Origin of the sequence: Microbulbifer sp. MKSA007, assembly GCA_032615215.1 — a bacterium.
GTDB lineage: Bacteria > Pseudomonadota > Gammaproteobacteria > Pseudomonadales > Cellvibrionaceae > Microbulbifer.
Genome location: CP128433.1, coordinates 4956517 through 4983194, shown reverse-complemented (window position 1 = coordinate 4983194; position 26678 = coordinate 4956517). Strand labels below are relative to the sequence as shown.

Annotated in this window: 18 protein-coding genes; 6 read left to right on the top strand and 12 right to left on the bottom strand. The window is 49.8% G+C overall.

What is annotated here, in order from left to right; genetic code table 11:
- Window positions 1-97 precede the first annotated feature (97 nt).
- From QT397_25105 to QT397_25095, 3 genes are all read left to right on the top strand, one after another.
- Entirely contained in the window at window positions 98-1543 is a 1446-nt protein-coding gene (locus QT397_25105; protein WNZ56080.1) for an NAD-dependent succinate-semialdehyde dehydrogenase, read from the top strand.
- A gap of 126 nt (window positions 1544-1669) precedes the next feature.
- The gene (locus tag QT397_25100; protein WNZ56079.1) at window positions 1670-2983 is read left to right on the top strand and encodes an aspartate aminotransferase family protein; all 1314 of its coding nucleotides are present in this window, start codon (window positions 1670-1672) and stop codon (window positions 2981-2983) included.
- Between the two features lie 412 nt (window positions 2984-3395).
- The gene (locus QT397_25095) at window positions 3396-3980 is read left to right on the top strand and encodes an HdeD family acid-resistance protein (protein WNZ56078.1); all 585 of its coding nucleotides are present in this window, start codon (window positions 3396-3398) and stop codon (window positions 3978-3980) included.
- A 96-nt stretch (window positions 3981-4076) separates the two neighbouring features.
- Here QT397_25095 and QT397_25090 read toward each other — a convergent pair whose 3' ends face one another.
- Together QT397_25090 and QT397_25085 are read right to left on the bottom strand one after the other, a co-directional pair.
- Window positions 4077-6815 (bottom strand): M1 family aminopeptidase, encoded by a 2739-nt coding sequence (locus QT397_25090; protein WNZ56077.1) that lies wholly within the window; start codon window positions 6813-6815, stop codon window positions 4077-4079.
- Between the two features lie 129 nt (window positions 6816-6944).
- Window positions 6945-8495: a CocE/NonD family hydrolase gene (locus QT397_25085; protein WNZ56076.1), complete on the bottom strand. Its 1551-nt coding sequence runs from the start codon at window positions 8493-8495 to the stop codon at window positions 6945-6947.
- Between the two features lie 326 nt (window positions 8496-8821).
- On the opposite strand from QT397_25085, the gene QT397_25080 reads away from it, so the two are divergent.
- Together QT397_25080 and QT397_25075 are read left to right on the top strand one after the other, a co-directional pair.
- Window positions 8822-10324 carry a hypothetical protein gene (locus tag QT397_25080; protein ID WNZ56075.1) on the top strand — a complete coding sequence of 501 codons (1503 nt, stop codon included), beginning with the start codon at window positions 8822-8824 and terminating at the stop codon, window positions 10322-10324.
- 226 nt (window positions 10325-10550) lie between these two features.
- Window positions 10551-12758, top strand: a complete 2208-nt coding sequence (locus QT397_25075) for a transporter substrate-binding domain-containing protein (protein ID WNZ56074.1) — start codon at window positions 10551-10553, stop codon at window positions 12756-12758.
- A gap of 76 nt (window positions 12759-12834) precedes the next feature.
- Here the strand turns inward: QT397_25075 and QT397_25070 are convergent, their stop codons facing one another.
- The 8 genes from QT397_25070 to QT397_25035 all read right to left on the bottom strand — a co-directional run bounded on the left by QT397_25070 (window position 12835) and on the right by QT397_25035 (window position 24147).
- Window positions 12835-13896 (bottom strand): kelch repeat-containing protein, encoded by a 1062-nt coding sequence (locus QT397_25070; GenBank protein ID WNZ56073.1) that lies wholly within the window; start codon window positions 13894-13896, stop codon window positions 12835-12837.
- Between the two features lie 26 nt (window positions 13897-13922).
- Window positions 13923-14384 carry a GNAT family N-acetyltransferase gene (locus QT397_25065; protein WNZ56072.1) on the bottom strand — a complete coding sequence of 154 codons (462 nt, stop codon included), beginning with the start codon at window positions 14382-14384 and terminating at the stop codon, window positions 13923-13925.
- 266 nt (window positions 14385-14650) lie between these two features.
- Window positions 14651-17344 carry an aminopeptidase N gene (gene pepN / locus QT397_25060; protein ID WNZ56071.1) on the bottom strand — a complete coding sequence of 898 codons (2694 nt, stop codon included), beginning with the start codon at window positions 17342-17344 and terminating at the stop codon, window positions 14651-14653.
- A gap of 139 nt (window positions 17345-17483) precedes the next feature.
- Window positions 17484-18824: an aspartate aminotransferase family protein gene (locus QT397_25055; protein ID WNZ56070.1), complete on the bottom strand. Its 1341-nt coding sequence runs from the start codon at window positions 18822-18824 to the stop codon at window positions 17484-17486.
- Between the two features lie 233 nt (window positions 18825-19057).
- The gene (locus QT397_25050; protein WNZ56069.1) at window positions 19058-19621 is read right to left on the bottom strand and encodes a phosphoribosyltransferase family protein; all 564 of its coding nucleotides are present in this window, start codon (window positions 19619-19621) and stop codon (window positions 19058-19060) included.
- 11 nt (window positions 19622-19632) lie between these two features.
- Window positions 19633-20994: an NCS2 family permease gene (locus QT397_25045; protein WNZ56068.1), complete on the bottom strand. Its 1362-nt coding sequence runs from the start codon at window positions 20992-20994 to the stop codon at window positions 19633-19635.
- Window position 20995: 1 nt separating this feature from the next.
- Window positions 20996-21781 carry an outer membrane protein OmpK gene (locus QT397_25040; GenBank protein ID WNZ56067.1) on the bottom strand — a complete coding sequence of 262 codons (786 nt, stop codon included), beginning with the start codon at window positions 21779-21781 and terminating at the stop codon, window positions 20996-20998.
- A gap of 758 nt (window positions 21782-22539) precedes the next feature.
- Window positions 22540-24147 carry an ABC-F family ATPase gene (locus QT397_25035; protein WNZ56066.1) on the bottom strand — a complete coding sequence of 536 codons (1608 nt, stop codon included), beginning with the start codon at window positions 24145-24147 and terminating at the stop codon, window positions 22540-22542.
- A gap of 501 nt (window positions 24148-24648) precedes the next feature.
- On the opposite strand from QT397_25035, the gene QT397_25030 reads away from it, so the two are divergent.
- Window positions 24649-25065, top strand: a complete 417-nt coding sequence (locus QT397_25030; protein WNZ56065.1) for a VOC family protein — start codon at window positions 24649-24651, stop codon at window positions 25063-25065.
- Between the two features lie 75 nt (window positions 25066-25140).
- On the opposite strand, the gene QT397_25025 is transcribed toward QT397_25030, so the two are convergent.
- Window positions 25141-26061, bottom strand: a complete 921-nt coding sequence (locus tag QT397_25025) for a DMT family transporter (protein ID WNZ56064.1) — start codon at window positions 26059-26061, stop codon at window positions 25141-25143.
- Complete coding sequence (locus tag QT397_25020) at window positions 26061-26648, bottom strand: isochorismatase family cysteine hydrolase (protein WNZ56063.1); 588 nt, start codon at window positions 26646-26648, stop codon at window positions 26061-26063. Before QT397_25020 ends, QT397_25025 begins: the two co-directional genes overlap by 1 nt.
- Window positions 26649-26678 lie beyond the last annotated feature (30 nt).

Below are 26678 nucleotides of genomic sequence, written 5' to 3'. Positions count from 1 at the left end.
TAAACTTTAGTTGGAAAAATACTACTATTCTCCTCAGTCAGCTGCGGCCAGAATCGCCGCATACTACTAATAACATCTATTTACTAGGAATTTTCCTGTGAAACTTGCAAATTCGGACCTGTTGAAATTTCAGAACTATATAGCGGGCGAATGGCGTGACGCTGCCGCCACTGTAGATGTATGTGACCCGGCAAATGGTGAGTTGCTGGGCCGTGTGGCCGACGGTACCACAGAGGATGCCGAGGCGGCAGTGGCGGCTGCCAGTGAAGCCTTCCCGGCATGGAGCCGCCGTACAGCTGGTGAGAGAGCTGCGGTGCTCAAGCGCTGGTACCAGCTGATCGTGGATAACAGCGATGACCTGGCAATGATCCTTAGCCTGGAGCAGGGCAAGCCGGTAGCGGAAGCGAAAGGTGAGATTATCTACGGGGCTTCCTTTATTGAGTGGTTCGCGGAAGAGTGCCGCCGGGCCTACGGCCAGACAATCCCGACCCACAACCCGGCCATGCGCCTGAATACCATCCGCCAGCCGGTGGGCGTGGTGTCCTGTATTACTCCCTGGAACTTCCCCAACGCCATGATCACCCGCAAGGCGGGTCCGGCACTGGCGGCGGGCTGTACTGTGGTGATCAAACCGGCCCTGGAGACGCCACTATCTGCTCTGGCGCTGTGTCAATTGGCGGAAGAAGCGGGCCTGCCCAAGGGGACTATCAATGTAGTTACCGGCAGTGATTCTCCGGGAATTGGCAAGGTTCTGACCCAAGATCCCCGTGTGGCCAAATTCACCTTCACCGGCTCCACTGCTGTGGGCAAGCTGTTGATGTCCCAGTGTGCCAGCACCGTGAAAAAAATGTCCATGGAGCTCGGCGGCAACGCGCCGTTTATCGTATTTGACGATGCGGATATGGATACCGCAGTCAGCGCCTGTATGGCGACCAAATTCCGCAATGCTGGCCAGGTGTGCGTGGCCACCAATCGTATTTACGTGCACGAATCCGTGCACGATGAGTTTGTGGAAAAGCTGCGCGAGCAGGTTGCCGCCCTGAAGATCGGCCACGCTACCGAGGAAGGGGTCAATATGGGCCCGATGATCTTCCGCAGGGCTGTGGACCGGGTTCAAGGGCTGGTACAGGATGCGGTTGAGGCCGGAGCAAAAATTGAAATTGGCGGTGAGCAGCTGGCCAATGGCGATAACTTTTTTGCGCCAACCATCCTCACTGGAGTTACCGATACCATGCGTATCGCCCAGGAGGAAATTTTTGGCCCTCTGGCGGCGGTACAGAAGTTTTCCGATGAGGAAGATGTGGTTCGCCGTGCGAATGAAACGCCCTACGGCTTGGCGGCTTACGTGATGAGTGAAAACATTCGCCGAGCCAATCGTGTGGTAGAGGCGCTCGATTACGGCATGATTGCCTGTAACACCGGGGTTTTCTCCACCACTGTGGCACCCTTCGGTGGTGTTAAAGAGTCCGGTATTGGCCGCGAGGGCGGTGTCGAGGGTATGGCCGAATTTTACGAGACCAAATATTGCTGTTTCGGGGCCTGAGTCCCGGTCTGAACACAACTGGCCTGCGCTTGTCCTAGGTGACAAGCGCCCGAACCGATTTTCGGGAGCCTGTGGCTCCCCTACTTAAGAGTTTGAAACTTCAGGGAACTTGCGGAGATTAATACTATGTCTGAGATGCAAACCGATGCTTTCTGGATGCCGTTTACCCCCAACCGCACCTTTAAGTCTGCACCGAGAATTGTAGAGCACGCCGAGGGGATTTATCTCACGGAGAAAGGCGGTCGCCAGGTTATTGATGCGACTGCGGGTTTGTGGTGCAGTAATGCGGGTCACTGCCGTTCTGAAATTGCAGAGGCAATTTACCAGCAGGCAAAAACACTCGACTACAGCTCTATTTTTAATTTCGGCCACGAATTGGGTTTCGAATATTCCGAGCGTCTGGTAAAGCACACTCCCGATGGCCTGGACCATGTGTTCTTCGGTAATTCCGGTTCCGAGGCAGTTGAGAGCGCCCTGAAAATTGCCCTGCAATACCAGCGTGTACGCGGCAAGGGCACTCGCACTATGTTTATCGGCCGTGAGAAGGGTTATCACGGCGTAAACTTCGGCGGTATTTCTGTGGGCGGTATTCCTCCCAACTACCAGGGTTTCGGCCAGCCGGTGAAAGCCAACCATATGCGTCATACCCTGGACATTGAGCGCAATGCATTTAGTCGTGGCCTGCCGGAGCACGGTATTGAGTTGGCTGAAGACCTGGAGAGACTGGTAGCTTTCCACGGTGCCGACCAGATTGCCGCTGTGATTGTTGAGCCGTTTGCCGGTGCAGGCGGTGTGGTACTGCCTCCCAAAGGCTACCTGCAACGCCTGCGGGAAATTTGTGATAAGCACGACCTGCTGCTGATTTTTGATGAAGTCATCTCTGGCTGGGGCCGTACCGGCTCTGCATTTGCCTCCACGGAGTTCGGTGTGACCCCGGATATGATCACCTCCGCAAAGGGGATTACCAATGCCACAGTGCCCCTGAGTGCGGTATTTGTCAGCGATGAAATTTATAAAACCGTGATGAATGCGGCTCCCGATGGTGCGGTGGAATTCTTCCACGGTTATACCTACTCAGCACATCCGGTTGCCTGTGCTGCGGGTATGGCGACTTTGGATATTTACGAGCGCGAAGGCCTGTTGACCCGCGCTGCCGGTGAAATTGGTCAGCATTGGGAAAATGCTTTGCACAGCCTGGCTGACCTGGACAATGTGATCGATGTGCGCAATTACGGTTTAGTGGGCGCTATTGAGTTGCGCGCGCCGCAGGATCTGAAAGGGAAATACGGAGCTAAAGTCTCTGGTATGGCCTGGGAAGCTGGAGTGATGGCCCGCGGTATTGGCGATGCCCTGTGTATGTCCCCACCGCTGATTATCGAGAAGCACGAGATCGATGCTGTTGTGGATAAACTGCGTGGTGTGATCGGCGCTCTGGCCTGATTATACTATTGCGGCAGCCCGTTCGGGCTGCCGTTCTCTCCAAATTACTCTTGGGTCAGAAGGAAAGAATACACTTCTCTCGAGATGCGCTGTGTATACACCCCTATAAGCTCATAATCGCCATCCATATGCCTCATATGGTCCCCCGAGCGAAGTGTATTCTTTCCTTCCTGCCTTATTAGTTTTTTCCCTTCCTCTCCTTTCATGACCCGCAGGGCAGTTTGCATAACTTCCCAATTGTCGTTTAGAGCTACACTGAAAATAGTGGCCTGCGGCGCGGTCACAGTCTTTGCAGAGTCGACTGCCTGGCCGCGCTCGTAGGCTGCCTTTAAAAACCGCCGGGGAAAAATTCAATTCCCTGATGGTAAGGGATTCTTCAATATGGAAAGTTACTCAACCTGGGGACTTTTCTATGTCCGCTGACACTCCTCCCCTGGCGACCGGACCTATTTTGCAGGTGTTGTCTGCAAACTGGTGGCTACTCTTGCTGCGCGGTATTGTCGCGGTGATTTTTGGCGTGCTGACTTTTGTCTGGCCGGGATTGTCCCTGTTGACCCTGGTGTTACTTTTTGGGGTTTACGCTTTCCTGGATGGTATTTTTTCCCTGGTTGCGGCGGTGATGGGGCGGCATAAGTCCACTCCACTGTGGTGGTTGATTGTCTCGGGGCTGATCAGTTTGGCTGCGGGAATTGTGACTTTTATTTTCCCGCAGATTACCGCTTTAGTGTTGGTCGTTTTTATCGGTGCCTGGGCCCTGGTGCGGGGTATCTTTGAAATTGTCGGTGCTGTTCGCCTGCGCAAGGAAATTGATAACGAGTGGCTGCTGATCGCCATTGGTGTTCTCTCGGTGATTTTCGGAGTTGCGATTTTAGTCAGCCCCGGGGCTGGTGCTCTGGCGTTGCTCTGGGTAATCGGTGCCTATGCGATTATTTTGGGGCTGCCATTGATCTGGTTATCTTTCCGACTGCGCAAGCATAATAAATCTGCTTCTTCATAACCGTTTAACTCAAATACGCTCAGTAATAAAAAAGGCCGGTATTACTTAGTAATACCGGCCTTTTCGAATTGCTATTTAGATAACAGCTTTTGTTTTTTATTGTTTAGCGGCGAGATTGACTGCCTTCGGCAATGCCCCCATTAGCGCTTTGCCTTTTTTCTCCAGTGCCATACACAGCTGGATTCGCTCCTCGGCTTGGGCGAGGCTGCGCTGGTATCCGGGAGCTAAATCACCTTTCTGGGCAAAGAGTTGTTGCAGTTCGCCCAGGTGCTGTTTATCGCAGAAGGCAGCGGCAAGTGATGGGGTGCGGCGGCGGATCTGGGCCGGAATCTTATCTACTACCTTGTCAAAGTTCTGTTGCAGCCACTCCCAGTGCTGTTCCTGAACTCTGGGTTGGGCCAGGGCGTAATGGATCAGGCCAAATGATTCTCTCGGCCCCATTTCGTCGCTGAGCGCTAATGCTTGAATGGTTTCCACTTGCTTGGGATTGTTGCTGGTACCGATGGCATTGGCACTGGCATTTTCAAAGCGGGGATCATCCAGCTCGGCGCGGACTTTGATCAGGTGTGCGAGGAAATCCTCCCCTGCATCCTGTACTGCCACACTCAGGGCTGCCTGATATAGGTCGGAGCTTAATGCCTTCGCATCCCGTTCCTGTTTAAAGCCGGTAAAGGCGGTTGCCATTTCTTGTAACTGCTTGCGCGAGTCAGGATCTTCTGCAACTTGCGCCATAAAGGTTAGCAGGTCGCTGTGCAGCATCTGCTGGTCGCTATCACTGCTATTGGCGCTGCGATTTAGTATCGGCAGGTACAGGTTCTGGGCAAAATTCAGGAATGCAGAGCGCTGGGATTCACCCAGGTAATTATCCCGGTACTTCTGCAGGTAGCGCAGTGGCATGGTGATCACCTGGCGCTTGTCCGCCACTGCGGATTTGCGCACTACTTCCAGCAGTGGTGCCGCAGTGAGATTGCCGGCCTCGAAAGCTGAGAAGGCGCTGTCGATAATGGACAGCTGCTCAGTGGCAGAGAACTGGGCAAATTGTTTAATCAGTGCCTGCCACTGAGCCTTGGGAAGGTTCCAGCGGTAGTAGCCGCTGCCCTGAGCATTGGGCATTACCCAATTTGGGCAGGCACCGCCGGTAATCTCCAGGGTTTCCCTTGGCTCAGTCAGGATCTGGCACTGCTGCACGCCGCTATCGGTGCTGAAGCAGAAGGGGATGCTCCATTTATCGCTGGCGTCGGCGATAGGGGAGCCGAGTGGCTTGTAACGGCTCTGCTGAACCACTAGCGAGGCCTTGCCGTCGCTATTGCAGTCCATGGAGATATCCAGTTGTGGAACCCCTTTTTGCTCGACAAAACTGCGGAAAGTCTCGGTCAGTTCCGGGGTGTTGGTTTCCTGGCCGATCACTTTGTAGAAGGGTGGTGAGTCGGCCACGCTGTCGGAGAAGGTTTCCAGGTAACGTCCCAGTGCCGGGCGGAAGTTTTCCGCTCCGAAATAGGTGTCCACCATGTGGATAACGCCCAGGCTCTTCGAGTAAGTGATCGAATCGTAGGCGTTGCGAATATTGTTGTTGTCCGCGATGGGCTCACGAATGGCGCGGGTGCTGGCCAGGGAGTCTAGCTGCATGGCGCCGATCGCATAAGTCGCTGCGTTGAGGTCGTGCCCCTCTTCAGGTTCCATAATGGTGAGGGCCAGCGCCTCCCCCCAGGTAGCAAAACCTTCCTTCAGCCATAGGTCGTCCCACCAGGGAGGGGTGACCTGATTGCCAAACCACATATGGGCAATTTCGTGCGCATGAACTTCTACGAGAGCCAGGCGGGTGCCGGGAGCCGGGTTGTCGCCCACCAGGATACGCTGTTCGCGATAGGTAATTGCCGCGGACAATTCAGTAGCGCCACTGGGCCACTGGGGGGCGGCAATAATGTCCAGCTTCTTGAATGGGTAGGGGCGTTGCAGCTGGGTCTCGAAGGTCTCCACCATTTTGGGGGTGATATCGAGGATGTAGTTCATATCCTCACCGCGACCTTTACGGGCGAAGCCGCGCAGGGGAATGGGGTCTTTGCGGTATTTGCTCGGCGGTATGGCTGGGCGCTCAACCTGGTCAAAGGGCCCCACTGACAGGGACAGCAAATAGGTTGACATCGGTGGTGTGGTGGCGAAAGTGACTTTCTCCATGCCGTCACCTGCCGCTTCGCGCTTCAGCTCGGGCCCATTGCTAATCGCTGCGTAGCCTTCGGGTATTGTCAGGCTGACGGTAAAGGGCGCTTTCAGGCCTGGCTCGTCGAAACCGGGTAAATACTTGCGGGCCTGGATCGATTCGGATTTTGCCAGGGCATAGGCATCGCCCTGTTCCTCGACCTTAAAAAGCCCGGCCAGGTTGCGATCAAATGCAGCACTGTAGTCGATATGCAGTTTGAAACTGCCCGCATCGATCTTCTCCGCAAACTCTACTGCGGCAACACCACTGTCCAGTACCTCCCGGTATTCGGCCGGAATCTGGCGGCCGTCATCGAGCTGTGCGTAGACTTCGCGCACATCCAGGTTTTTGCCATGCAGCCAAATATGTCGGGCACCTTCCGCCAGCTGGATATCGATATCCACCTTGCCGGTGAAGGTGTCTTTGCGAGGGTCCAGCACCAGTTCCAGTTGGTAATCCAAGGGGGTAGTGCCCTCGGGCAGGCGCCCTTCGGGAGCCTTATCAAAATCGAGGCCTTTAGCCTCGACTTCCTGGGCGGTACTGGTTTTTGCTGGTTCCGATGCTTTTTCTGCGGGGTTACAACCTGCTACTGAGAGCAGGGCCGCGGTTAGCAGGGCGAGCGGGATGTTCTTTTTCATGGTAGGGGGAGCACTCAGCCAAAAGGCTGATTGTACCGCTTTGGAGAAAAATTACGCGATGCAAATAGTTGGGCTGAGGGGAAGGTGGGAGGAAACCCGGCAGTGGATGCCGGGTTTCTGTGGGGAGACCTACAGGTGCGGTACGGTCAGGCTAGAGACCTTGCTGCTGCTGTAGGGCACTGTGATGGTGTAATTGGTATTTTCCGGCTTCTGGTAGATATAACCCTGAGTATCGATGGCCAATACTACACGGTGGCCAACCGGGACATCGTAGCTGGTGGTGAAAAAGTCCACTTCGAACTTTTGTTTTTGCCCAGACTTGTCTGAATGCAGGGTAATGGGGGCGTGAGTTATCAGACGCCCCAATCCCAACGGACCCACATCGTAGAGGTGCACGTTGAGTTGCACTTCTTTTTTGCTGGGTTCCACCCACATTTCGAGTTTGGGTTCGCCGCGAATCTTCAGGGTTTCCCACTGAATCGGTGATTTGTACTCGATGGCGTAGTAGCCGTTGATAGCGATCATGGGCGCGTAAACGGGGATACCGAAGCCTTCCAGTGCATCGGAAACCAGCGGGATACCGGTGCCTGCAAAGGTATCTGAGCCGCCGAGGAATTCATTACTCCAGCTCCAGCCGTCGTACTTGTCGCTCTCCATTTTTGCATTGTTAAACATGGTAAAGCGTGGCTGCAGGTACCAGGTGGTGCTTTCGTCCGTTACCGGGTAGTCCTCGAATTGCTCCAGCTCATTGCTGATACGCACAGTCATATCCACCTTGGGTTCGGTGTCGATCCCGTTGTCCTCGCCTTTAAGGTGGTGGTCGAACCAGCGGAAACTGGTGGACCAGATATGGCCATTGTTACCGGTAAGAGTCTCGGTAATCGCGTGGGTGCCGGGGTTTAGCATGAGTTTCTTGGGCCCTTCGAGCAGGGAGTAGAAATCGGTCATGCTATTCGGCTTAAACAGGTAGTCGGCGAAATTGTTTGAGAGCAACACCGCTGTGCCGTTTTGATTGATTTCGTCCACGTAACTCATTGCGGAGCGCTCAGCACCGAAATTAATTACCTGTTCCATATTTTCGCCGTCGCGCAGGTTGCTCCATACCTGCTCGAGTTCGGCCTCTTTCTGGAAGGCCGTAGTAACAAGCAGCGTGCCCCATACCAGGTTGACGGTTTCATTGGGGTACAAAGCTTCCACTACATCTGCCCAACCGGATAGCGCAGCTACTGCATCGACGCGAGGGTGCTTAGCGGCACTCAGTAGTGAAATTCCACCGCCGTAGGAAATTCCGGCCATACCCAGCTTGCCCACCGGGTAATTGGTTTCCAGCCAGTCGATCAGGACTCCCACATCGTTAAGGCTGTTATCCCCTGCGACGTCAACAAGTCCTCCCGAGTGCCCAAATCCCCGGGTGGAGTAGCTGAGTACCAGGTAGCCGTTTTCTGCCAGCTCTTTGGCCTGGAAGTGGTACTGGTGCTTCTCCAGCCCCCAGCTGTTGGTAAAAATAACGGTGGGGTAACCGTCTGCAGGTGCAGGTGTCTCCGGGATAAATAAGTTCGCATCCAGGACCGTACCGTCAAAAGAAGTAATATCCACGTCGGCGATATATTCCGGTGCCGACCAGGCATGAGCAGACATTAGGGCGCCGCCAAGCAGCGCCAGTAGTGGCTTGGTATTCATTAGTTTTCTCTCATCTGATGAAATCATTATTATTTTTTTGACCAGGATTCCCTCCTTGGTCGACCCCGTACTATAGGAGTTCATCCTAGTTTTGTACGTAAACAGGGCTAAATTTGAGACGTTTGTCTCGCTTCATGTCGCAATCTGCTGCAGAAAACTATTTGTGAACAGCTATCTATTTTGTGTCTTTCCGGTCACACAAAAATAGGCGAAAAGCCGTTTTGTGATCAAATTGATCTTTTTTTGATCAGTGAAAACCGGTACTGTGTCGTCTTCGCTAATCAGCTAGGGAGGGCTTCAGCAACAATGACTCGGTGGCCCGAACTATGGTTTCTCGTTCAGTTGTTCTATTAGTACTTTGTTTCGGATTTATCGCTTCAGCCTACGCCGCGCCGCGTGGTTTGGGGGAGGTGACCTGGTATGAAGTCGACAGTGATAATTTTCGCGTGATTACCGATGGTGATCCCAACGCAGTCAAAAGTCTGGTAGCAGACCTGGAGCGCTATCGCGCAGTGGCCCTGGAGTTACTCGATGCAGATCCAAAAAGCGAGCGATTAACTATTTATGCGGCCGCAGACCGGGACACCTATGCAAACCTGGTGGGTGTTGAGCTGGCGGATATGACCAACGGTTTGTTCGATACCTCTGCGGAGGGTAACTATGCCCTGGTAAACCTGGATGGTCGCAGCGTTGAGAGGCAGCTCAAAGCGCGCGAATTCCTGTTCCATGAATACACCCATTTTCTGAGCTATAACGGCAACACCACCCACTACCCCTATTGGTATAGCGAGGGGTTTGCTGAATTTATGGCAACCATGTCATTCCCGGAAAAAGGCACCTACGAAATTGGCTCCATTCCCAGCGAACGGGCCATGACCCTGATGTATACCGGGCTTATGCCGCTGGAAGACCTGTTGCGCGCGACGGTGTACAACACCGATGCGGACGAAAAGGCAGATGTCTATGCCGGAGGTTGGATTCTGTCTCACTGGTTGATGATGAAAAGCGGCAAGCAGGATAATTTCGATAATTTCGTCAAAGCCTATAACGATGGTGCCGACCCAGTACTTGCCCTGGAAGAAGCGCTGGGGATGTCGGTGAAAGAAATCGAAAAGGCCTATGTAGCCACTTATAAGGCGGACAGTTTTGAACATTTTAGTGGCGCTATCCCCGCGGACTTTAAAGAGGCCAGCCCTACGATTAAACGCCTCAGCAAAAGAGAGTCGGTGAGTATCCTGGCTGGATTTATCGCCCAGTCCGGTTACAACCTGCTGGCCTTGGATGAGTTGATTGAGTATGCCTACAGCACGGGTATTTACAGTACTGAGTTGGCTGCGATTAAAGCGAGTGCCGATCTGCGATTGGGTAATTTCCCCCAGGCTAGCCACCTTTTGGCCAGTGTCCCCACTAAGGACCGGGGCCAGCTCTGGTACTTGAGTGCCCATGCCTGGTTAACGGTTAATCAGCAGGCGGTGGCGCCCGGTAGTAAGCGGGATCTTCGCAGCTTGAAAATGGCGCGGGAAGAGTTCGACTTCCTGGTGAAGGAAGAACCGAAAAATGCATCTCACTGGTTTGGCCTGGCGATGGCTATGGAGATGCTGGATTACCCCCGAGAGGAATATCTGGAAAAGCTGGAGCAGGCTTACAAGCGTGCCCCCCGTGAGCTGCATATTGCCCAGTGGCTGGCAGAAGAGCTCTACCAAAAGAAAGATGCGGAGTATTTTGCCCGAGTGGCGAAGCCGCTGATGTTCGAGCTCCCAGACGAGGAGCAGAACAAAGAAATAAAAATGAGGTTGGCAGAGCTGAAGGGCAAACCCAAGTCATCATAGCAACCATAAGAGCGCTCACTGAATAAAAAAGGCTTGTCACTCTGTGTAAGAGACATCCGACATTCGCCAACGTATATTTGCCCGGCAATTGACTTTGCCGGGCTTTTTTTAGGGGATAATTTCCCAGCAAACTGGTACGATTTCTGTAACAGCGGCAATTCCATATTGCGAAGCATAGCGTGCGCGTTAAGGGTAATGCTTCTCATAGAATAAGAAAGGGTGCACTGTGAGCAGAAAACGGTTTTTCGTTATATTTCCGCTATTTGTCTTAATATTGCTGTTTGCCGCATGCGAGAGTAATAGAGATCCTGTTGTAGAAAACTCAAAGCTTTTAACGGGATCTCTCCAACAACCGATACCAACGCCGCAGAATAAACAGCCCGCAAAGCCGCAGTTTGAAAATTATGTAGAGCAAGGAGATTTGCCAGCCCTGTTAGAGCGAGGTGTATTGCGCCTGTTGGCTCCAAGGGGCCCCCAGGAGAGCGCCTTACCACGAGAAGGACTACCTGCAACAGAGTGGCGAAAACTTGCGGAAAATTTTGCTCGCAGCCGGGGATTAAAGCCTCAGTGGGTTTACGTAGATAACTTTTCCGATTTAATTCCAGCGGTTGTTGATGGACGTGGGGATGTAATTGCCACCAATTTTTCCCGCACAAAAGAACGCAAGTTATTACTGGGTTTTACCCGCCCATTACAATATGTTGATGAGTTGCTAATTACTCATAAAGAGTTCGAGGTGGAAGAGGCTGTGCCCTTACAAGTCGTGCTGCGGCGGGGCAGTGCATTTGCTGAAACCCTGGAGCAGCGAGCCGATACGGAAAATTACAGGATCACTTACCTCGATAAGCCGGTTGCAACCAGCGAGCTTATCGCGGCTGTAGCAGCTGGTGAATACCCCGCAACAATTATTGATAGTAATTTGGCCGATGTGCTTCTAACTGATTACCCGCAACTTACAGCCACCACAGAACTTGATTCCCGCAGGCCTATCGCCTGGGCTGTACGCAAAAATGCTATCGCTTTGAGGCGTGAGTTGAATGAGTTCTTTACCGCAGAACTGGTATTGGCCAGTCAGAACCGAGAGCAGCCTCTGAGAGATTGGCAGGCAATAAAGGAGAGCGGAACTTTAAGGGTGCTTACTCGCAATCACCCCGCTTCCTACTTTATCTGGCGCGGTGAGTTGATGGGGTTTGATTACGATCTGCTAAGGAAGTTTGCCCGTGACCATAAATTACGCCTGAGCATGGTTGTGCCCGATAAAGATCAGGATTTGGTCGAAGCATTGAATGATGGAATGGGGGACATGATTGCTGCATCCCTTACTGTTACCGAGGCCCGCCGCCAGCAGGGATTGGCATTTTCCAAGCCTTATATGACAGTTACGGAACAGGTAGTAGCCGCAAAATCAAATGTGCCTGATAAAGAGCTACCCCTTCCCGAGATCCTGCTTTCAGGGCAAACAGTAGTGGTTAATCCCACCACGAGCTATCACGAGAGTCTGGTCAAAATAATGGAAAAGCAGCACGGGCAAGATATGGTGCCGCTACAGATCCATCGTTTAAAAGGCGCTACCAGTGAGTTTCTTATTGATGCAGTAGCCAGGGGTATTTTTTCCTATACCGTAGTTGACTCACACTTGGCCGCCATTGAGAGCACTTACCGGGATGACTTTACTGTAGTGGGGGAGTTGCCAGGGGAGCGAGATATCGCCTGGGCCGTTCGAACTGGCCAGCCGGTATTACTGGAACAACTGAATAACTTTCTGAACAAGCACAATCGGGACCTGTTCTTTAACGTTACTTACAATAAATATTTCAAGGAGCAAAAGCGTATCCTCCGACATCAAGGGCAGCGCCTGCGCAGCACTGATGAACTATCGCCCTTTGATCCCCTAGTAAAGAAATATACTGAGGCTACCGATCGGGATTGGCGTATGGTGGTTGCGCAGATGTACCAGGAGAGTCAATTTAACCCCCAAGCGCGCTCCTTTGCAGGTGCTCAGGGCTTGATGCAGGTATTACCTCGGACTGCACGACAGATGGGAGTTAAAAATTTGTATGATCCTGAAAACGGGATCCGCGCAGGTGTATCTTATCTGGGGTGGTTGGATAAACGTTTTCCTGAAAATATACCCCTAGAGCAGAAGATCTATTTTACCCTGGCTGCATATAATGCGGGTCACGGCCATGTCAGGGACGCCAGGACGTTAGCCCGACGACTGAAGTGGGACCCTAACCAGTGGTTTGGCCATGTTGAAGAGGCCATGTTGCTGTTGTCCCAGCCTGAATACTATCGCGATAGTCGTTTTGGTTACGTGCGCGGCAGGGAGCCAGTTAATTATGTGCGTGAGATACGGGATAGATATATTGGATATTTAGGAGTTGAGCGCCATCAGAACTATACAGATATTGATGGCAGCATTGCTCCCAATTAATTAATGCATCCCATCAGTGGGCCTCTGCAAGCCAGAGGCATTGTGGGTTTGCTCAAGGGTACTTTATTATTGCCCTTTAGCTCCAGCGCAGCTGTATTGCGGAGGCGAGAGTTTCTTGCGGCCCAACTTTAGAGGCTCCACCAATCAAGTAGAGGCTTTCTCCTAGGGCTACTGCTCCGTGACCGTGCCGTGCCTGGGGCAACTGACCCTGATTGTTCCAATCATCTGTGACTGGATCGTAAATCCAAATATTGTTAAATGCTGTACCAGTCTTCCAGTTGCCATTGGGGCCAAATGCCTCACCGCCGGTAACTATTAATTTATTATTTAATGGGGTTACTGTGAGTCCGGCAGCAGCCTGGGGTAGGGGGCGGATCTTTTCCCATTTATCCAGGCTGGGGTCATAAACTTCGGCATAAGTTAGATTCCTGGCCTTGCTACCATTGTCGCTAACCTGGCGGCCACCAACAACATAAACTCTGTTATTTAAAGTTGCCCCACCTGCGGAGGTTCGCTTGATACTGGCTGGCGCCACTTGCTCCCAATGATCCCCTCTTGTAAGCACATAATGAGAATTGGTATCTCTATTTTTAGACTGTTCGTCGGGGGCCCTACCGCCAATGACATGGATGTTCTCCCCAATGTTGGTGTAAATAGATTCAGCCAAGGGCCGGGGGAGAGGGCTGGTTTCTATCCAATGCTTATATTCGCTGGAAAGTTTATAAACGGTATTTCGGGCTTGCCAGGCGCTATCCGAATCGCCAAAAAATCCACCGATGCCATATAGGCTGTTGGAGTTACTGGCCATGCCGAGGTGATGTCTTGCCTCAGGTAAATTGGGCCCTGGCCTCCAGTTTTGTTCCTTCGGAGAAAAGATATGTGTTTGTTTAGTTGGAGAGAGACCGAAGAAAACTGCCGTATCCGATGGGATAAATCCCCCTGCCACATAGATCTCGCCAGAAAAGACTGCGGAGTATATCTCCTGTAAAGGCATTTCCAGGCTGGGAAGGCTTGATACAGATAGGCTGGAATTAGCCTCTTTAGCGGTTAGATTGACTCCACCGAAAGTAAGGGAAGCTAAGCTGGAATATTTAATAAAGGATCTTCTGGATAGCGCCATGGTAACAAACACTCTCATACTGACTGATAAGGGATACCTATTGACTATAATTTTTTACCTAAAAATAGGCTAAAAGGGTCATTTTTATAGTGACTGAAAGGGGCGCAATCGTCAAATCCATAACGGCGATAGAGAGCGATTGCGGGAGCAAAAGCTTCAGCGCGACCTGTCTCCAGCTTTATCTCTTTATATTTACGCTGCTTTGCCTCCTCCAATATTCTTTCTATCAAGGCGCGGGCAACGCCTTTGCGCAGGAATAGAGAATGAGTTTTCATGGATTTTATTTCGCCCAAATCAGGGTTGATCTCTTTTAGGGCACCACAGCCGGCCAAAACTCCATCAATTCTCGCTCCCCAAAAGGTAATCATGGGGTCATTTAACTCATCAGGATTTAGTGCGTGAACGCTTCCAGGTGGGGAATGTCGGTACATTTCCCGTAGATGAGATTCAAGAAGATTGTTAATGGAGCCATCGGACAGGTCGTCTAATTTTACTGATATATACATCTTTATTTGATTGTCTTTCTTTTTAAAACAATGGTTCAAGTAGGAACGCCCGTTAATTTTTTGGGCTTTGAAATGTCACTGTAACAAGATTTTTAGAGAAGAATAAGTATAAGTTAGCTGGTGCAATAGATATGCTTTATTAGGGGGCATTTAGATAAAATATGCACCGTTTTATTACGCGTAATACCCGGCCAAAAGCCTGGTAAGGGAAACTAAGGGCTGGATATTGCCCTTAGTTCAACATTAATAGCTAGTTTAAAGAAGATCTAGAGTAATCGCTTCCCGATATTGATACAGCGTTCACCGGAATAGCGATGATTTTTTAGTGCTTTTACCAATATGGGCTTAAGTTGTGGTTTTTCTTTTAGTGACTTAGTAATCTCATTTACATTTTCTCTAGAACACATTAGCGGTAGGGCGTAAGCATAAGCAGTAAGCAATTCCTGAGATTCATCTTCATTGACCTGAGCCAGTGAGTCAAAAATCGGTTGACCGTGGATGTTAAATAGCTCTATTTGCTCTGGTGCAAAAAGGGACTCTGTAATTTTTCGAATTTCACTTAACTTGAATTTGTCTCGATTAGATATAAGGTTATCTACCCACTTTGATTTGTTTTCGGATTGGGGGCGAATAACTTCAGCAGATAGTGCGTTGAGTTTAGATCTGTCGGAGTTATCTTTTGCCAATTCTCTTGTGATTGCCTGCTCATAATCTGAGAATAGATAACGATTCTGCAACTTGATAAGTTTCCAGCGCATATCAGGATCGAGTTCCAGTCCTTTAATGGCAAACTCTCCCATTAACAGGTCTCTAGCATGACTTAATGCTGGTGTGGAGTGGGCGATATTGGTAAAAACACCAAACCAGACTTTTTGTTGATCACTACCTTCAGCCGCCTCTAGTAGTTGACCCCAGACAAAGCTCTCAACAGTCTGAGTAAGTTCGTTACGACGCTTTGTGCTTAGGGGGATTTGAGTCAGGAAATCGTAAGTGAATTCAATATATCTAGCGTTCAAACGAATAATGTTGATGTCTCTTTCGTCGACGCCATTATTCACTATAAAACTAATATACTCATCCAGGGGCAGTTTTGCGTCATAGGTGCTATCAAATAGGCTTTGCCAGAACATTAGTCGTGCAAACGGTTCTTCAATATCATTGATATGCTGAGCCATATTCTTGATGGTAACTTCATCCAGATTTACCTTCACATAGGCCCAATCTTCTTCATTGGGGTATAGCCCCTCTGGGCAGGGTAGCCCCACGGCTTCTTTTACTTCGGTTCTGGCACCACTATAAAGCACTGGAAGGGTTGCAACCCGTTTCATACTTCCAGCTTTCCTTTGGTAAACCCCCAGCTGTGTGCGCTGTTCCCTTAATATCGGGTATTCCTCTGGTGCTGTTTGCTGAATTACCAGATGATTGATTTTGTCATCATCGCACTGGAAGCTGGCTTCAATTGTGTTGAGGCCGGCCTGGTAAAGCCACTGTTGCTGCCAGGAATTAAGATCTTTATCCGCAGCTTTGCCCAGGTGGTTGATAAAGTCATTGAGGGTTGAATTGTCATAAGATAAGGCCTTTAAGTAATTACTGACGCCTTTGCGAAATTCTTCTTTGCCCAAATAGTAGGGCAATTGCTTGAGTACTGAGCCGCCTTTGCCATAAGTAATTCCATCAAAATTGGCAAAGGCTTCGTCAGTATTGTTGACTGGTAATTGAATAGCGTGGGTAGTGGGGCGTTGATCAGTGTGGTAGGCCCATTGCTTGGCGCCTAAGTAATAGTTCTCCCAAGCGGTAGTGAATTCGCTATTTTCGGCTAGAGCCAGATTGGCCATGTAAGTGGCAAAGCTCTCATTGAGCCAAAGGTCATCCCACCAATTCATGGTGACCAAATTACCAAACCATTGATGGGCCAGCTCATGGGCAATAACATTGGCGAGGCGCATCCGCTGGGCCTGGGTCTTTTTTCCTCGGGATATGTAAGAATCGTTAAATGTTACAGCCCCAACATTTTCCATAGCGCCGGCGTTAAAATCAGGTACTAGTATTTGATCATATTTTTTAAATGGATAATCAATTTCAAAGTAGGGCTGAAAGAACTCAAAGGATTGTTTGGTGAAGGTAAACCAGTCTTCTGTTTTTACGTAATTTGCCAGGCTCTGTCTTGCCATTAAGCGAAGGGGAATATCTCCTGCCTTGTCTTCCCAGATGTGGTAAGGACCTGCATGTAAAGAGAATATGTAAGATGAGAATTTCTTGGTTTGAGGAAAAAACCAGTGGTTTGATTTTCTTTTCTCTTCTACTCTCTCCTCTCTTTCCGCGCTAACTACTACCCAGTCTTTTGGAGCCTTTACATCCAGGGTGTAGCGTGCTTTCAAATTGGGTTGGTCAAAATGTGGGAATAGGCGATTGGTATCATAAGGTTCAAAGTCCGTATATAAATAGACCTTTTCGTCTTTGGGGTCTTTAAAGCGATGTAATCCTGAGCCATTGTTAGAGTACGGGTGTTGATAATTCACCGTAATCGTGTGGGATTTTTCTGGTAGATTTTGATAATCAATAGAAATAAAGTAGTTGTTGTACTCAAATGGAACAGATCTTCCATCGACCTGGATTGAATCAACCGCACCACCGGAAAAATCGATAGTGAGCGGCTGTTCAAGTATTTTTCTAAAATTGATATCTGCGTGCACAATTCCGGAGAAGTTCTTAGCTTGACTATCCAGATTGATGCTCAGCCGATAGTCCACTTCAGCAATTTGCTGACGACGAATGTCAGCATAAGATTCTGAAAGTCCTGGGGCTGTGGTTCTAATAGGAGATGAAATTTTCTTTGCTGGTGAGCTTATTTCTTGCTTAGTAGTTCTTTGCTCACAGGAACTTAATAAAATACCACATAGAATCGCTATAACCACTTTGTACTTTAGTAATACATTTGTAAGGCGAATATATTTGTTCATGGCGCTATTTTTAATATAGAGTTATTGAATTACTATTTGCGATTTACTTTGTATCATTAAAGATAGCTAGGCGGCGATATAAATTTTCCGTATCAGTAGGGGGAATCTTTTATACAGAGTGAGAAGGAATAGGTTCTGGCTACTGGCCGTTTGCGACCTCAGTAATTGATTCCGCTAATGCGTTGATAACTCCGTCAATCTCCTCTGCCTGTGCTATAAATGGGACGCCGATTTGCAATGTGTCGCCGCCGTAGCGAATATAAAAGCCTTTTTCCCACATCTTCATAGCAATTAAGTAAGGCCTGAGTAATGGCTCATCCGGAGCTGATTCGATTGTCAGGCCTGCGGCAAGTCCACAATTACGAATATCTTCTATTAACGGTAATCCATTGAGTTGATGGATATGGTCTTCCAGGATATGGGCAAGCTCCGTAGATCTCTCAAATAAATTTTCTTTCTTTAAAATATCCAGTGTCGCCAATGCCGCTGCGCAGGCTAGTGGGTGCCCAGAGTAGGTATAGCCGTGGGGAAGCTCCAGTTGGTATTGAGGTCCTCCATTTTCCATGCATATCTCGTAGATATCTTGACGCACAGCCACAGCGCCCATGGGAACAGCGCCATTTGTAAGCTGTTTGGCTGTATTGAGCATATCCGGGGTCACTCCAAAAAACTCTGCTCCGGTGGCTTTCCCCATGCGCCCGAAAGCGGTAATGACTTCATCAAATATCAACAATATGTCGTATTGAGTACATATTTCCCTAAGGCGATGGAGATAGCCTTTTGGTGGGGGCAATACTCCCGCAGACCCCGCTACGGGCTCGACAATAACAGCGGCAATGTTTTCAGAACCGTGCAGTTTGATAAGTTCCAGCAACTCGTCTGCCAGGAAACTTCCCTGTTCAGGCTGTCCTTTAGCAAAGCGGTTGTGGGGTAAAAGGGTGTGGCGAAGGTGGTCAGAATCTAAAGATGAGCCAAAGATTGCTCGATTAGTGCTAATACCCCCCACACTAAGACCGCCAAAATTAACTCCGTGATAGCCTTTCACGCGTCCGATGAATTTTGTTTTCCCTGGAGCACCCATCTTCTGCCAGTAGGCTCTAGCTATTTTTAGAGAGGTTTCTGCGGATTCAGAGCCGGAGTTTGTAAAGAAAATACGATTGAGCCCCATGGGCATCATCTGGCTGACACGCTCCGCTAGTTGGAAGGCTCCCGGGTGGCCATATTGGAAAGCGGGGGCATAATCCAGAAGGGCTGCTTGTCGGGTAATGGAGTCAATTATCTCCGGGCGGTTGTGTCCAGCACCACAGGTCCATAAGCCAGAGAGACTATCGAATATGGGGCGGCCATCAGCACTACGGTAATAGCAGCCGTCGGCTGAGGTAATAATACGGGGATCTCTTTTGAATTGACGATTCCCGGTAAAAGGCATCCAGTAAGCATCGAGTTGCGATTTACTAAGTCCCGCTGATTTGTCGTTCATTTTTATTTTCCGACATTTGGCCTTATCGCATTAATTTTGGACCAACTTTTCTACTTTATAAATTGATTCTCACTAACTTTAGTTTCATAAGTGGGGTTTATTAATAGAGTATTGAAGTATTGCCTATGGCAGGAGTTGAGTGCCGGGGGAGGGTTTGCCGGAATGGCCTAAGGGAGAGAGGGAGATGAGAGGAGAAGAGAACCGGGGGCATTAGCCCCCGGTAATATTGCTGATTAAACAGCAGTGGCGATTCTGTCCACATAGGGGGCGAGTTCTGGTTTGTTCTCCAGAATCTCCTGCCGGGACAGACCGTCGATCTCGTGGGGGAATACCAACCACTCTTCGGTCTTGTGGATAAAGTAATCCGGCTCGCGCTTGGCCTTGTTGTTCTTCGGCTTGTAGTAAGGGGTCGCGATACGAATCTCCGGCGTGTTCTTCTTACAGGCAGCGCGTAGGTCTTCGATAGTTTGCTCAATACTCAGGCCAGAGTCGTGCACATCGTCCACGATCAACAGGGAGTCATGGGACTCCAGGCGCTTGATCAGGTAGTTCAGGCCATGCACGCGCACTTTCTTGTCGCGCTCACCGATACCGAGATAGGAGGAAGTGCGGATAGCGATATGGTCTGCATCCACTCCCATCACGTGCAGCAGCTCTTGTACAGCGATGCCCACAGGAGCGCCACCGCGCCAAACACCGACAATATAGTTTGGGCGAAAGCCGTCCTTATAGATTTGCTCGGCGAGAGCATAAGAGTCTATCAGGAGCTGCTGTGCGCTAATAAAGTGCTTTTTCATCAATGTACCCCTCAGAAAAAGGCAAACTTGGCAACAAAGAGTGCCGCTAACACGTAGACACTGATGCTGACGTCTTTGCTACGTCCGCTCAGCGTTTTAATAACTGCGTAGGAAATAAAGCCCAGGGCGATTCCGTGCGCGATCGAGAACGACAAAGGCATCATCACTGCGGCGATTACTGCCGGTGCGGCCTCGGTAATGTCATCCCAATCAATAGATGACATACCGGAAGTCATCAGGACGCCAACATACAGCAGAGCACCTGCGGTTGCATAGGCCGGAATCATACCGATTAGGGGCGAGAAGAAGGTCGCCAACAGGAATAGCCCGGCGCAAACCACAGCGGTCAGGCCTGTGCGACCACCGGCGGTAATTCCTGCAGTACTCTCTACATAACAGGTAGTAGTGGAGGAGCCCAGCACAGAACCAACGACAGATGCGGAGCTGTCGGCCATCAGGGCCTTGCCCATTCCAGGCAACTTGCCATCTTTATCCAGCAGTTTGGCGCGATCAGAAACGCTTAACAGGGTGCCTGCGGTGTCGAACAGGTCGACAAACAGGAAGGCAAAGATCACGCTGATCATGCCAACTTCGAAGGCGCCAGCGATATCCAGCTCCAGGTAAGTCGGTGCCAGGCTGGGAGGTGCGGATACCAGACCGGTGAACTCTACCTTACCAATTGCCAGGGCGATGACGGTTACCGCAAGGATACCGATCATCACTGAGCCCAGCATACGGCGGTAGGACAGGGCCACAATAATAAAGAAGCCCAGTGCTGCCAGGATCGCCTCAATTGACTTGAGGTCGCCCAGGGTTACCAGAGTAGCGGGGCTGGCCACAACGATACCGGCACTCTTCAGGGCAATGATCGCCAGGAACAGGCCGATACCCGCTGCCAGGGATTGTCGCAGGGAGAGGGGGATACTATCGATAATCCACTCTCGCAGCTTGAAGATACTGAGCAGCAGGAAGATTACCCCTGATATAAACACCGCACCCAGGGCTACTTGCCAGCTGTAGCCCATTTCACCGACGACAACGTAGGCGAAGAAGGCATTGAGGCCCATACCTGGCGCCAATGCGATGGGGTAGTTGGCGTAGAGCCCCATAATCAGGCAGCCAATAGCGGCTGCAAGGCAGGTCGCCATAAACACAGCGCCCTTATCCATACCCGCTGCAGCCAGGATATTGGGGTTCACAAAGATGATGTAGGCCATCGTCAGGAATGTGGTAACGCCGGCAATCACTTCCCGGCGAACATTCGTCTGGCGCTCTGAGAGCTTGAACAACTTCTCCAGGAATGAGGCATTGCCTCCCACCTGTGGGATGTCGGACCCAGGGGTCGCCGATGTTTGGATATCAGTGGGTTTCATATCAGAAGTGGTACTTTACTAGCAGGTTAACGTTGCGCTCGTTGGAATCGACACCATAAGTGCCATCTTTGATTCCGAACTTGTCGTTCCAGTGTACGTACTCAATACCCGCGTACAGGGTCTTGGGTTCACCCCAGGCGGCGCCGGCATCCCATTTCAGCTGGGAGGTAAAGTTAGTGCTCGGATGTGAATCTTCAGAAGCACTGGTCCAATCGATAAATCCGTCGTAGACAAAGCTGGCATCACCCAGGGTAAAAGGCATGGCCCAAACCAGGGTCAGCTGCTCGTTGCTGGCCTTGTCATCGTTATCGCGGTGGTAAACATTCGCTTGTACAAAGGAGAAACCGGGTACCGCGAGATCAAAGCCCACACCCGTCAGGTAATTGGTAAAGTGGGGGCCGGTTGCTGCCAAGTGGTCCGGATCATCCATATTGCCCAGCTCAACTGCTGTGGCGATCAGTACATCGGTAACCGGTCCGAAAGCCAGTTCACTGCCGCTGAGCTTGCCTAAGCTCAGGCGGGGAGAAATCTCACTATACAGTTCTTTGGAGCCATCTTCCGAGTCCAGGTAGTCGGCAAAAATAAAGAGGTCACCCCAGCTGTGGCCACTGGCGTGCTCAAAAGTTACTACGGATCTCTCAGAGTCATCCGTGTTCTTGCTGTAGTCGACTTTGTAATCGTGGCCGTAAAGAAGGCTCAGGCTGTTGTCACTCCAGGTCATCTCAGCTTGGGCAGCTACGGACAACAGGCTAGAGGCCAGCAGTAGCAGGGGCTTGGTTGGTTTCATTCTATTACCTCTGTTACAGCGACAGGCGAATTTCGCACTGGCGGCCGATGAGAAAATCGGCAGTTGGTTAAAAAATAGTCGCGGAATGTACCAGAACTTAACCCCTGTTTTCCAGTGTTTTTTCTCGGCATTTACGCTTTTTTCCTAGCTTTTTAAGTAACTCTGCACCAAAAAATCACGCTTGGGGAAAACGAGATACTCATTTATTGGTTAGCGATGGGTCGGTGTAGCAAAAAAGTATTGTTTAATTGGTTTGATAGTAGGGAATCGCTACATTGCAGGGGCAAATTAGGTAAATAGTCCAGAAAGTCGGCATCTGCTCCCCAGTGGTGCTTGCACAGGCAACATGAATACTTTTGGTGCTTTTAGGGGTCGCGATAGATGTTGTTTAACTTTGATGACACTGGAAGTCATCCGCTTGGTAGTAGAACAAGGATGGTTGAAATGTATCTTCTGAGCGCCTTCCTTATATAGGCAGGCATCGGCCTGAGGTCGATGGTTATAGTTGGGAAAAGTAAATCGACTTTTAACCTGTATAAAAATTATTTGGCTGTTTGGTTTTTTTACTAATTCGTAGGAAATTGGCCGAGGAAGGAATCTGGATGGATTGCAGTAGCGGGGGGCGACTTTAGGGGGCTCAGGTGATGCCTACCGAGCCCCGTATTATCTGGTGGTGATTGGTTACAATTTGCAGCTTTTGAGTCCTGGGGCGAGTATTGTTATCGCCCCAATATGCCTTTTCCGATTCGAGTTTGGAATCAGGCTACTTGCTGTTCTGTACCTGACTGGTGCGCCAGGTATTCCTCGTAAGTGCCTTGAAAATCGATCAGTGCTTGATCTTTGATTTCAATAACTCGGGTTGCCAGGGATGAGACAAACTGACGATCGTGACTCACAAAAATAAGTGTGCCCTCATATTTCTCCAGTGCCTTGTTCAGGGCTTCGATGGCTTCCATGTCCAAGTGGTTGGTTGGCTCATCCATGATGAGCACATTGGTGTCCATCATCATTAGCTTGCCAAACAGCAGGCGATTTTTCTCGCCGCCAGAGCAGACCTTTGCCTTTTTATTGGCATCATCTGCGGTAAATAATAGTCGGCCCAGAATACCTCGCACGGCCAGATCATCGTGCTTGGGAGTGCGCCACTGGGACATCCACTCAAATATTGTCAAGTCACCATCAAAATCTGTACTGCTGTCTTGCGGGCAGTAGCCGATAGCGGCATTTTCTGACCACTTGACGACTCCGCTGTTTGCTTGGATCTCATTGACAAGACAGCGCAGGAAGGTTGTTTTACCAACGCCGTTCTCACCGATAATTGCCAGGCGCGCACCGGCTTCCAGCAGCATTTCGCCACCTTGAAATAGCGTTTCACTGTCAAAACCATGGGTAAGCCCCTCAAGAGTCAGCGCCTGGCGGTGCAATTTTTTACACTGGTTAAACGTAATATAAGGGCTGACCCGACTGGAGGGTTTGATTTCGTCCAGCTTGATTTTTTCCATCTTCTTCGCGCGGGAGCTGGCCTGCTTGGCTTTGGATGCATTGGCAGAGAAGCGGTTCACAAAGCTCTGTAGCTCGTCCAGTTCGGCACTTTTCTTGGCATTCTCTGCGTGAAGTTGTTCTTGTATTAGCGTGGAGGCCGCAACAAAGTCCTCATAATTGCCGGGGAAAACCCGCAATTCACCATAATCTATGTCGGCCATATGGGTGCAGACAGAGTTCAGGAAGTGGCGATCGTGGGAAATGATGACCATGGTGCTTTTGCGTTGATTCAGTACATCTGCCAACCACTTGATGGTGTGGATGTCCAGGTTATTGGTCGGCTCATCCAACAATAAAATATCCGGGTCGGCAAATAGCGCTTGGGCGAGTAATACACGCAATTTCCAGCCGGGAGCTACCTGTTTCATCAGGCCAAAATGCAGGGCTTCGTCGATGCCAGCTTCAAGCAGGATTTCTCCCGCACGGCTCTCTGCACTATATCCATCCAGCTCAGCAAATTGGACTTCAAGCTCGGCTACGCGCATGCCGTCTTCTTCGCTCATTTCCGGTAGCGAGTATATCCGGTCACGTTCCTGTTTAATTTCCCACAGGCGGACATCTCCCATGATGACCGCATCGACGACGGTGTACTCTTCAAATGCAAACTGGTCTTGGCTCAAAGTACCCAAGGTGCATCCAGGCTCAATGGATACGTTGCCGGCCGAGGGCGCCAAGGCACCACTCAGGATCTTCATAAAGGTTGACTTTCCACATCCATTGGCCCCGATAAGGCCATATCGGTTGCCATTGCCGAACTTTACAGAAATGTTTTCAAACAGTGGTTGGGCACCAAACTGCATGGTGATATTCGCGGTGGAGATCAAGAGCGTATTCCTGAGGATTACAAATGGGCTCTGGTAAGCCAGTTTCGCCAAAATAGGAGGCGTGATGTGGGGGCCGCACTATAAGGATTTGGCGCTGAAGTGTCGAGGAGTACGTTCAATAACTAAGCAGTTTCTCCGCGGGTTCGATATTAGAGATTGAAATATATATGTTAAAGTGTACTCCTAGGCTAGGAGGATATTCCATTTCGGGGTGGGGTGCGATGATATGCATCTGTATACTCCCTGAGTTCGGGCTCTTTAGCTAAAGCTATGGGCCCTAATATTAGGAATATTCCCGGTATAAGTTGCCAGCGCGTAAAGCGGCCACTTTTATTTAAATAATTAACGGGATCACTTGATCTTATTTGTATCCTTTGGGTGGCTCCGACGGCAAAGTAAATGTTAATGCTGTTAGGGGGAGGGTTGAAGGGCTAATGACTAGCAGATGTCAGTCAATCAATTTTTGATCTCTATGAGGAGCTAGCAAAGGCTGGAGGCTATATGAAATCGAATTGTTTGCACCTTGCGATTCCGGCAGGGGACCTGGAAACCGCCAAGAAATTCTATTGCGATGTCTTAGGCTGCAAGACCGGCAACAGTGAAGAAGGTCGCTGGGTAGATATCGACTTTTGGGGTAACGAACTCACCCTGCACCAGAGTGAGGAGAAGCTCCCCAATGTTCGCCACAAGGTGGATATGGGAGAAGTGGCTGTTCCTCATTTTGGCATTCACCTGCCGGAAGATGAGTTTCAGGCACTAAAAGGCCGTATCGAAGCTGCCGGGCTGGAATACCTGGACAAGCCTTACCGTCGCTTTGTCGGCAATGAATACGAACAGGAAACCTTTTTTATCGAAGATCCAAATGGCAACGTTCTGGAAATGAAAACGATGGTTAATCCTGAACTGATGTTCAAGTAATCGTCTGGGCCCTGCAGATAGTTGAATCTGTAGGGCTGGGTTTCTCCGGCTATTCCTAGCCCTCCCTTATCCTTGCTAAGAATGCGATGCCTTAATCTGGGGTTGAGTTCTGATTGCCTGAATAATACCTCCTATTACTATCAGTAAGCTGCCGGCATAAGTATTCCAGGTTGGGAGTGTGTTATAGACCAACCAATCCAATATGCCGGAGAAAATCAGGCTTGTATATAAATAGGGAGATAAGCTGGCAGGTCTGTTTACCCGACGATAGGCTTTAGTGCGTAAGGATTGATTGCTGATTGTCGACAGGCTAAAAGCAATAATCACAATCACAAAACTTACCGAGTCCGATAGAGATACCGCGACTTTTGTAAGCTCCCCAAGATTTCCTTCAATCAATAAAATAGCAAGCATATAGAGGCTGGATAGGCCGAACATCTTGGTGGTTGAAGATATCGTATTTTGCTTCTTTGAAGAGTGGTGCATTACAAACTGTGAACAAGCTCCAAAGAAGCCCGATAGCAGGCCCACTATCATATAGCTGTCAAAGCCAGCAGTTGGCTTCAATATAAAAGCAACGCCGATAAAGCTGATTAAACAGGCCGCTAGTGTCTTCTTTTTTATCGGATCCTTTTTGGCAAACCGGGTAATAAAAGGGAGAAATAAACCTGACGTTGAAAATAGAAGGGCGGCGACAAGTAGAGAGCCTTTGGACAAATAATAAAACAAGCAATACTGAGCGAGACAAGTGAATAACGCCCTTGCACCATCAATCCTATCTATTCGATGAGTCACAGGGTTTTCATCGAAAACAACGAGGCAAATCCAGGTTAGGATTAAAAATGGGGCAAAGAAACGAATAAAGACCACCAACGATAAGGAGCTAAAGGTAGTTAGTTCTTTACCAAATAGCCCGGTTAGCGACATACAGCTGGCCGCCAGAATTGCGGTAATGACACTGAGGGCAAATTCTCTATTGGAAATACGGGTATTCATTATTTACTAGCACCCTCACTAGCAATAATCTCATCGACTGCTTTTACACTGGCTATCTTCGTGAGGAAGTTCAGGCTATTCTGTTTATTGTTTTCCGTGTCAGACTCACAGGCATCTGAGGCAATGAGTACTGAAAAGTCTCTATCGTGAGCTTCCCTGGCTGTCAGTTCGACTGTATTTTGTGTTGATACCCCACAGAAAATAATCCTTTCTATATTGTGGCTAGCAATAAGCACTGGGAGTTCGGTCCCATAGAAGCCACTGACACGCCTCTTATAAATAGATATATCGCTATCAGTGATATTGAGATCATCAACAAAAGCAGTGCCCCAGCTTTTCTGACGGAGGGCGCCTATATCTTTGATATAGCTGAAGAGGGGAGAGTTAGAGGAAGATTCCCTGTAGTCGGTGGAAAAAGCGACCCTGATATGGCAAATAAGATGACGTCGTGCTCTTCCCCACGCAAGGAGTTTATTGGTGTTCTCAATAACTCTATTCTTATGGACTCTTGGGGCCGCTGCTGATATTTGTCCCTTTGGATGACAAATATCGTTGATAAAATCGAGGGTAATGATTGCAGTCTTCATGACCAGAGTCTATTGAGGCGAGTATTGGCT

Excerpts from the sequence above, each read along its gene's own strand:
- QT397_25100 (WNZ56079.1), top strand. The coding sequence starts at position 1,670 with ATGTCTGAGATGCAAACCGATGCTTTCTGGATGCCGTTTACCCCCAAC.
- QT397_25095 (WNZ56078.1), top strand. The coding sequence starts at position 3,396 with ATGTCCGCTGACACTCCTCCCCTGGCGACCGGACCTATTTTGCAGGTG.
- QT397_25090 (WNZ56077.1), bottom strand. The coding sequence starts at position 6,815 with ATGAAAAAGAACATCCCGCTCGCCCTGCTAACCGCGGCCCTGCTCTCA.
- QT397_25085 (WNZ56076.1), bottom strand. The coding sequence starts at position 8,495 with ATGAATACCAAGCCACTACTGGCGCTGCTTGGCGGCGCCCTAATGTCT.
- QT397_25080 (WNZ56075.1), top strand. The coding sequence starts at position 8,822 with ATGGTTTCTCGTTCAGTTGTTCTATTAGTACTTTGTTTCGGATTTATC.
- QT397_25070 (WNZ56073.1), bottom strand. The coding sequence starts at position 13,896 with ATGAGAGTGTTTGTTACCATGGCGCTATCCAGAAGATCCTTTATTAAA.
- QT397_25065 (WNZ56072.1), bottom strand. The coding sequence starts at position 14,384 with ATGTATATATCAGTAAAATTAGACGACCTGTCCGATGGCTCCATTAAC.
- pepN (WNZ56071.1), bottom strand. The coding sequence starts at position 17,344 with ATGAACAAATATATTCGCCTTACAAATGTATTACTAAAGTACAAAGTG.
- QT397_25055 (WNZ56070.1), bottom strand. The coding sequence starts at position 18,824 with ATGAACGACAAATCAGCGGGACTTAGTAAATCGCAACTCGATGCTTAC.
- QT397_25050 (WNZ56069.1), bottom strand. The coding sequence starts at position 19,621 with ATGAAAAAGCACTTTATTAGCGCACAGCAGCTCCTGATAGACTCTTAT.
- QT397_25045 (WNZ56068.1), bottom strand. The coding sequence starts at position 20,994 with ATGAAACCCACTGATATCCAAACATCGGCGACCCCTGGGTCCGACATC.
- QT397_25040 (WNZ56067.1), bottom strand. The coding sequence starts at position 21,781 with ATGAAACCAACCAAGCCCCTGCTACTGCTGGCCTCTAGCCTGTTGTCC.
- QT397_25030 (WNZ56065.1), top strand. The coding sequence starts at position 24,649 with ATGAAATCGAATTGTTTGCACCTTGCGATTCCGGCAGGGGACCTGGAA.
- QT397_25025 (WNZ56064.1), bottom strand. The coding sequence starts at position 26,061 with ATGAATACCCGTATTTCCAATAGAGAATTTGCCCTCAGTGTCATTACC.
- QT397_25020 (WNZ56063.1), bottom strand. The coding sequence starts at position 26,648 with ATGAAGACTGCAATCATTACCCTCGATTTTATCAACGATATTTGTCAT.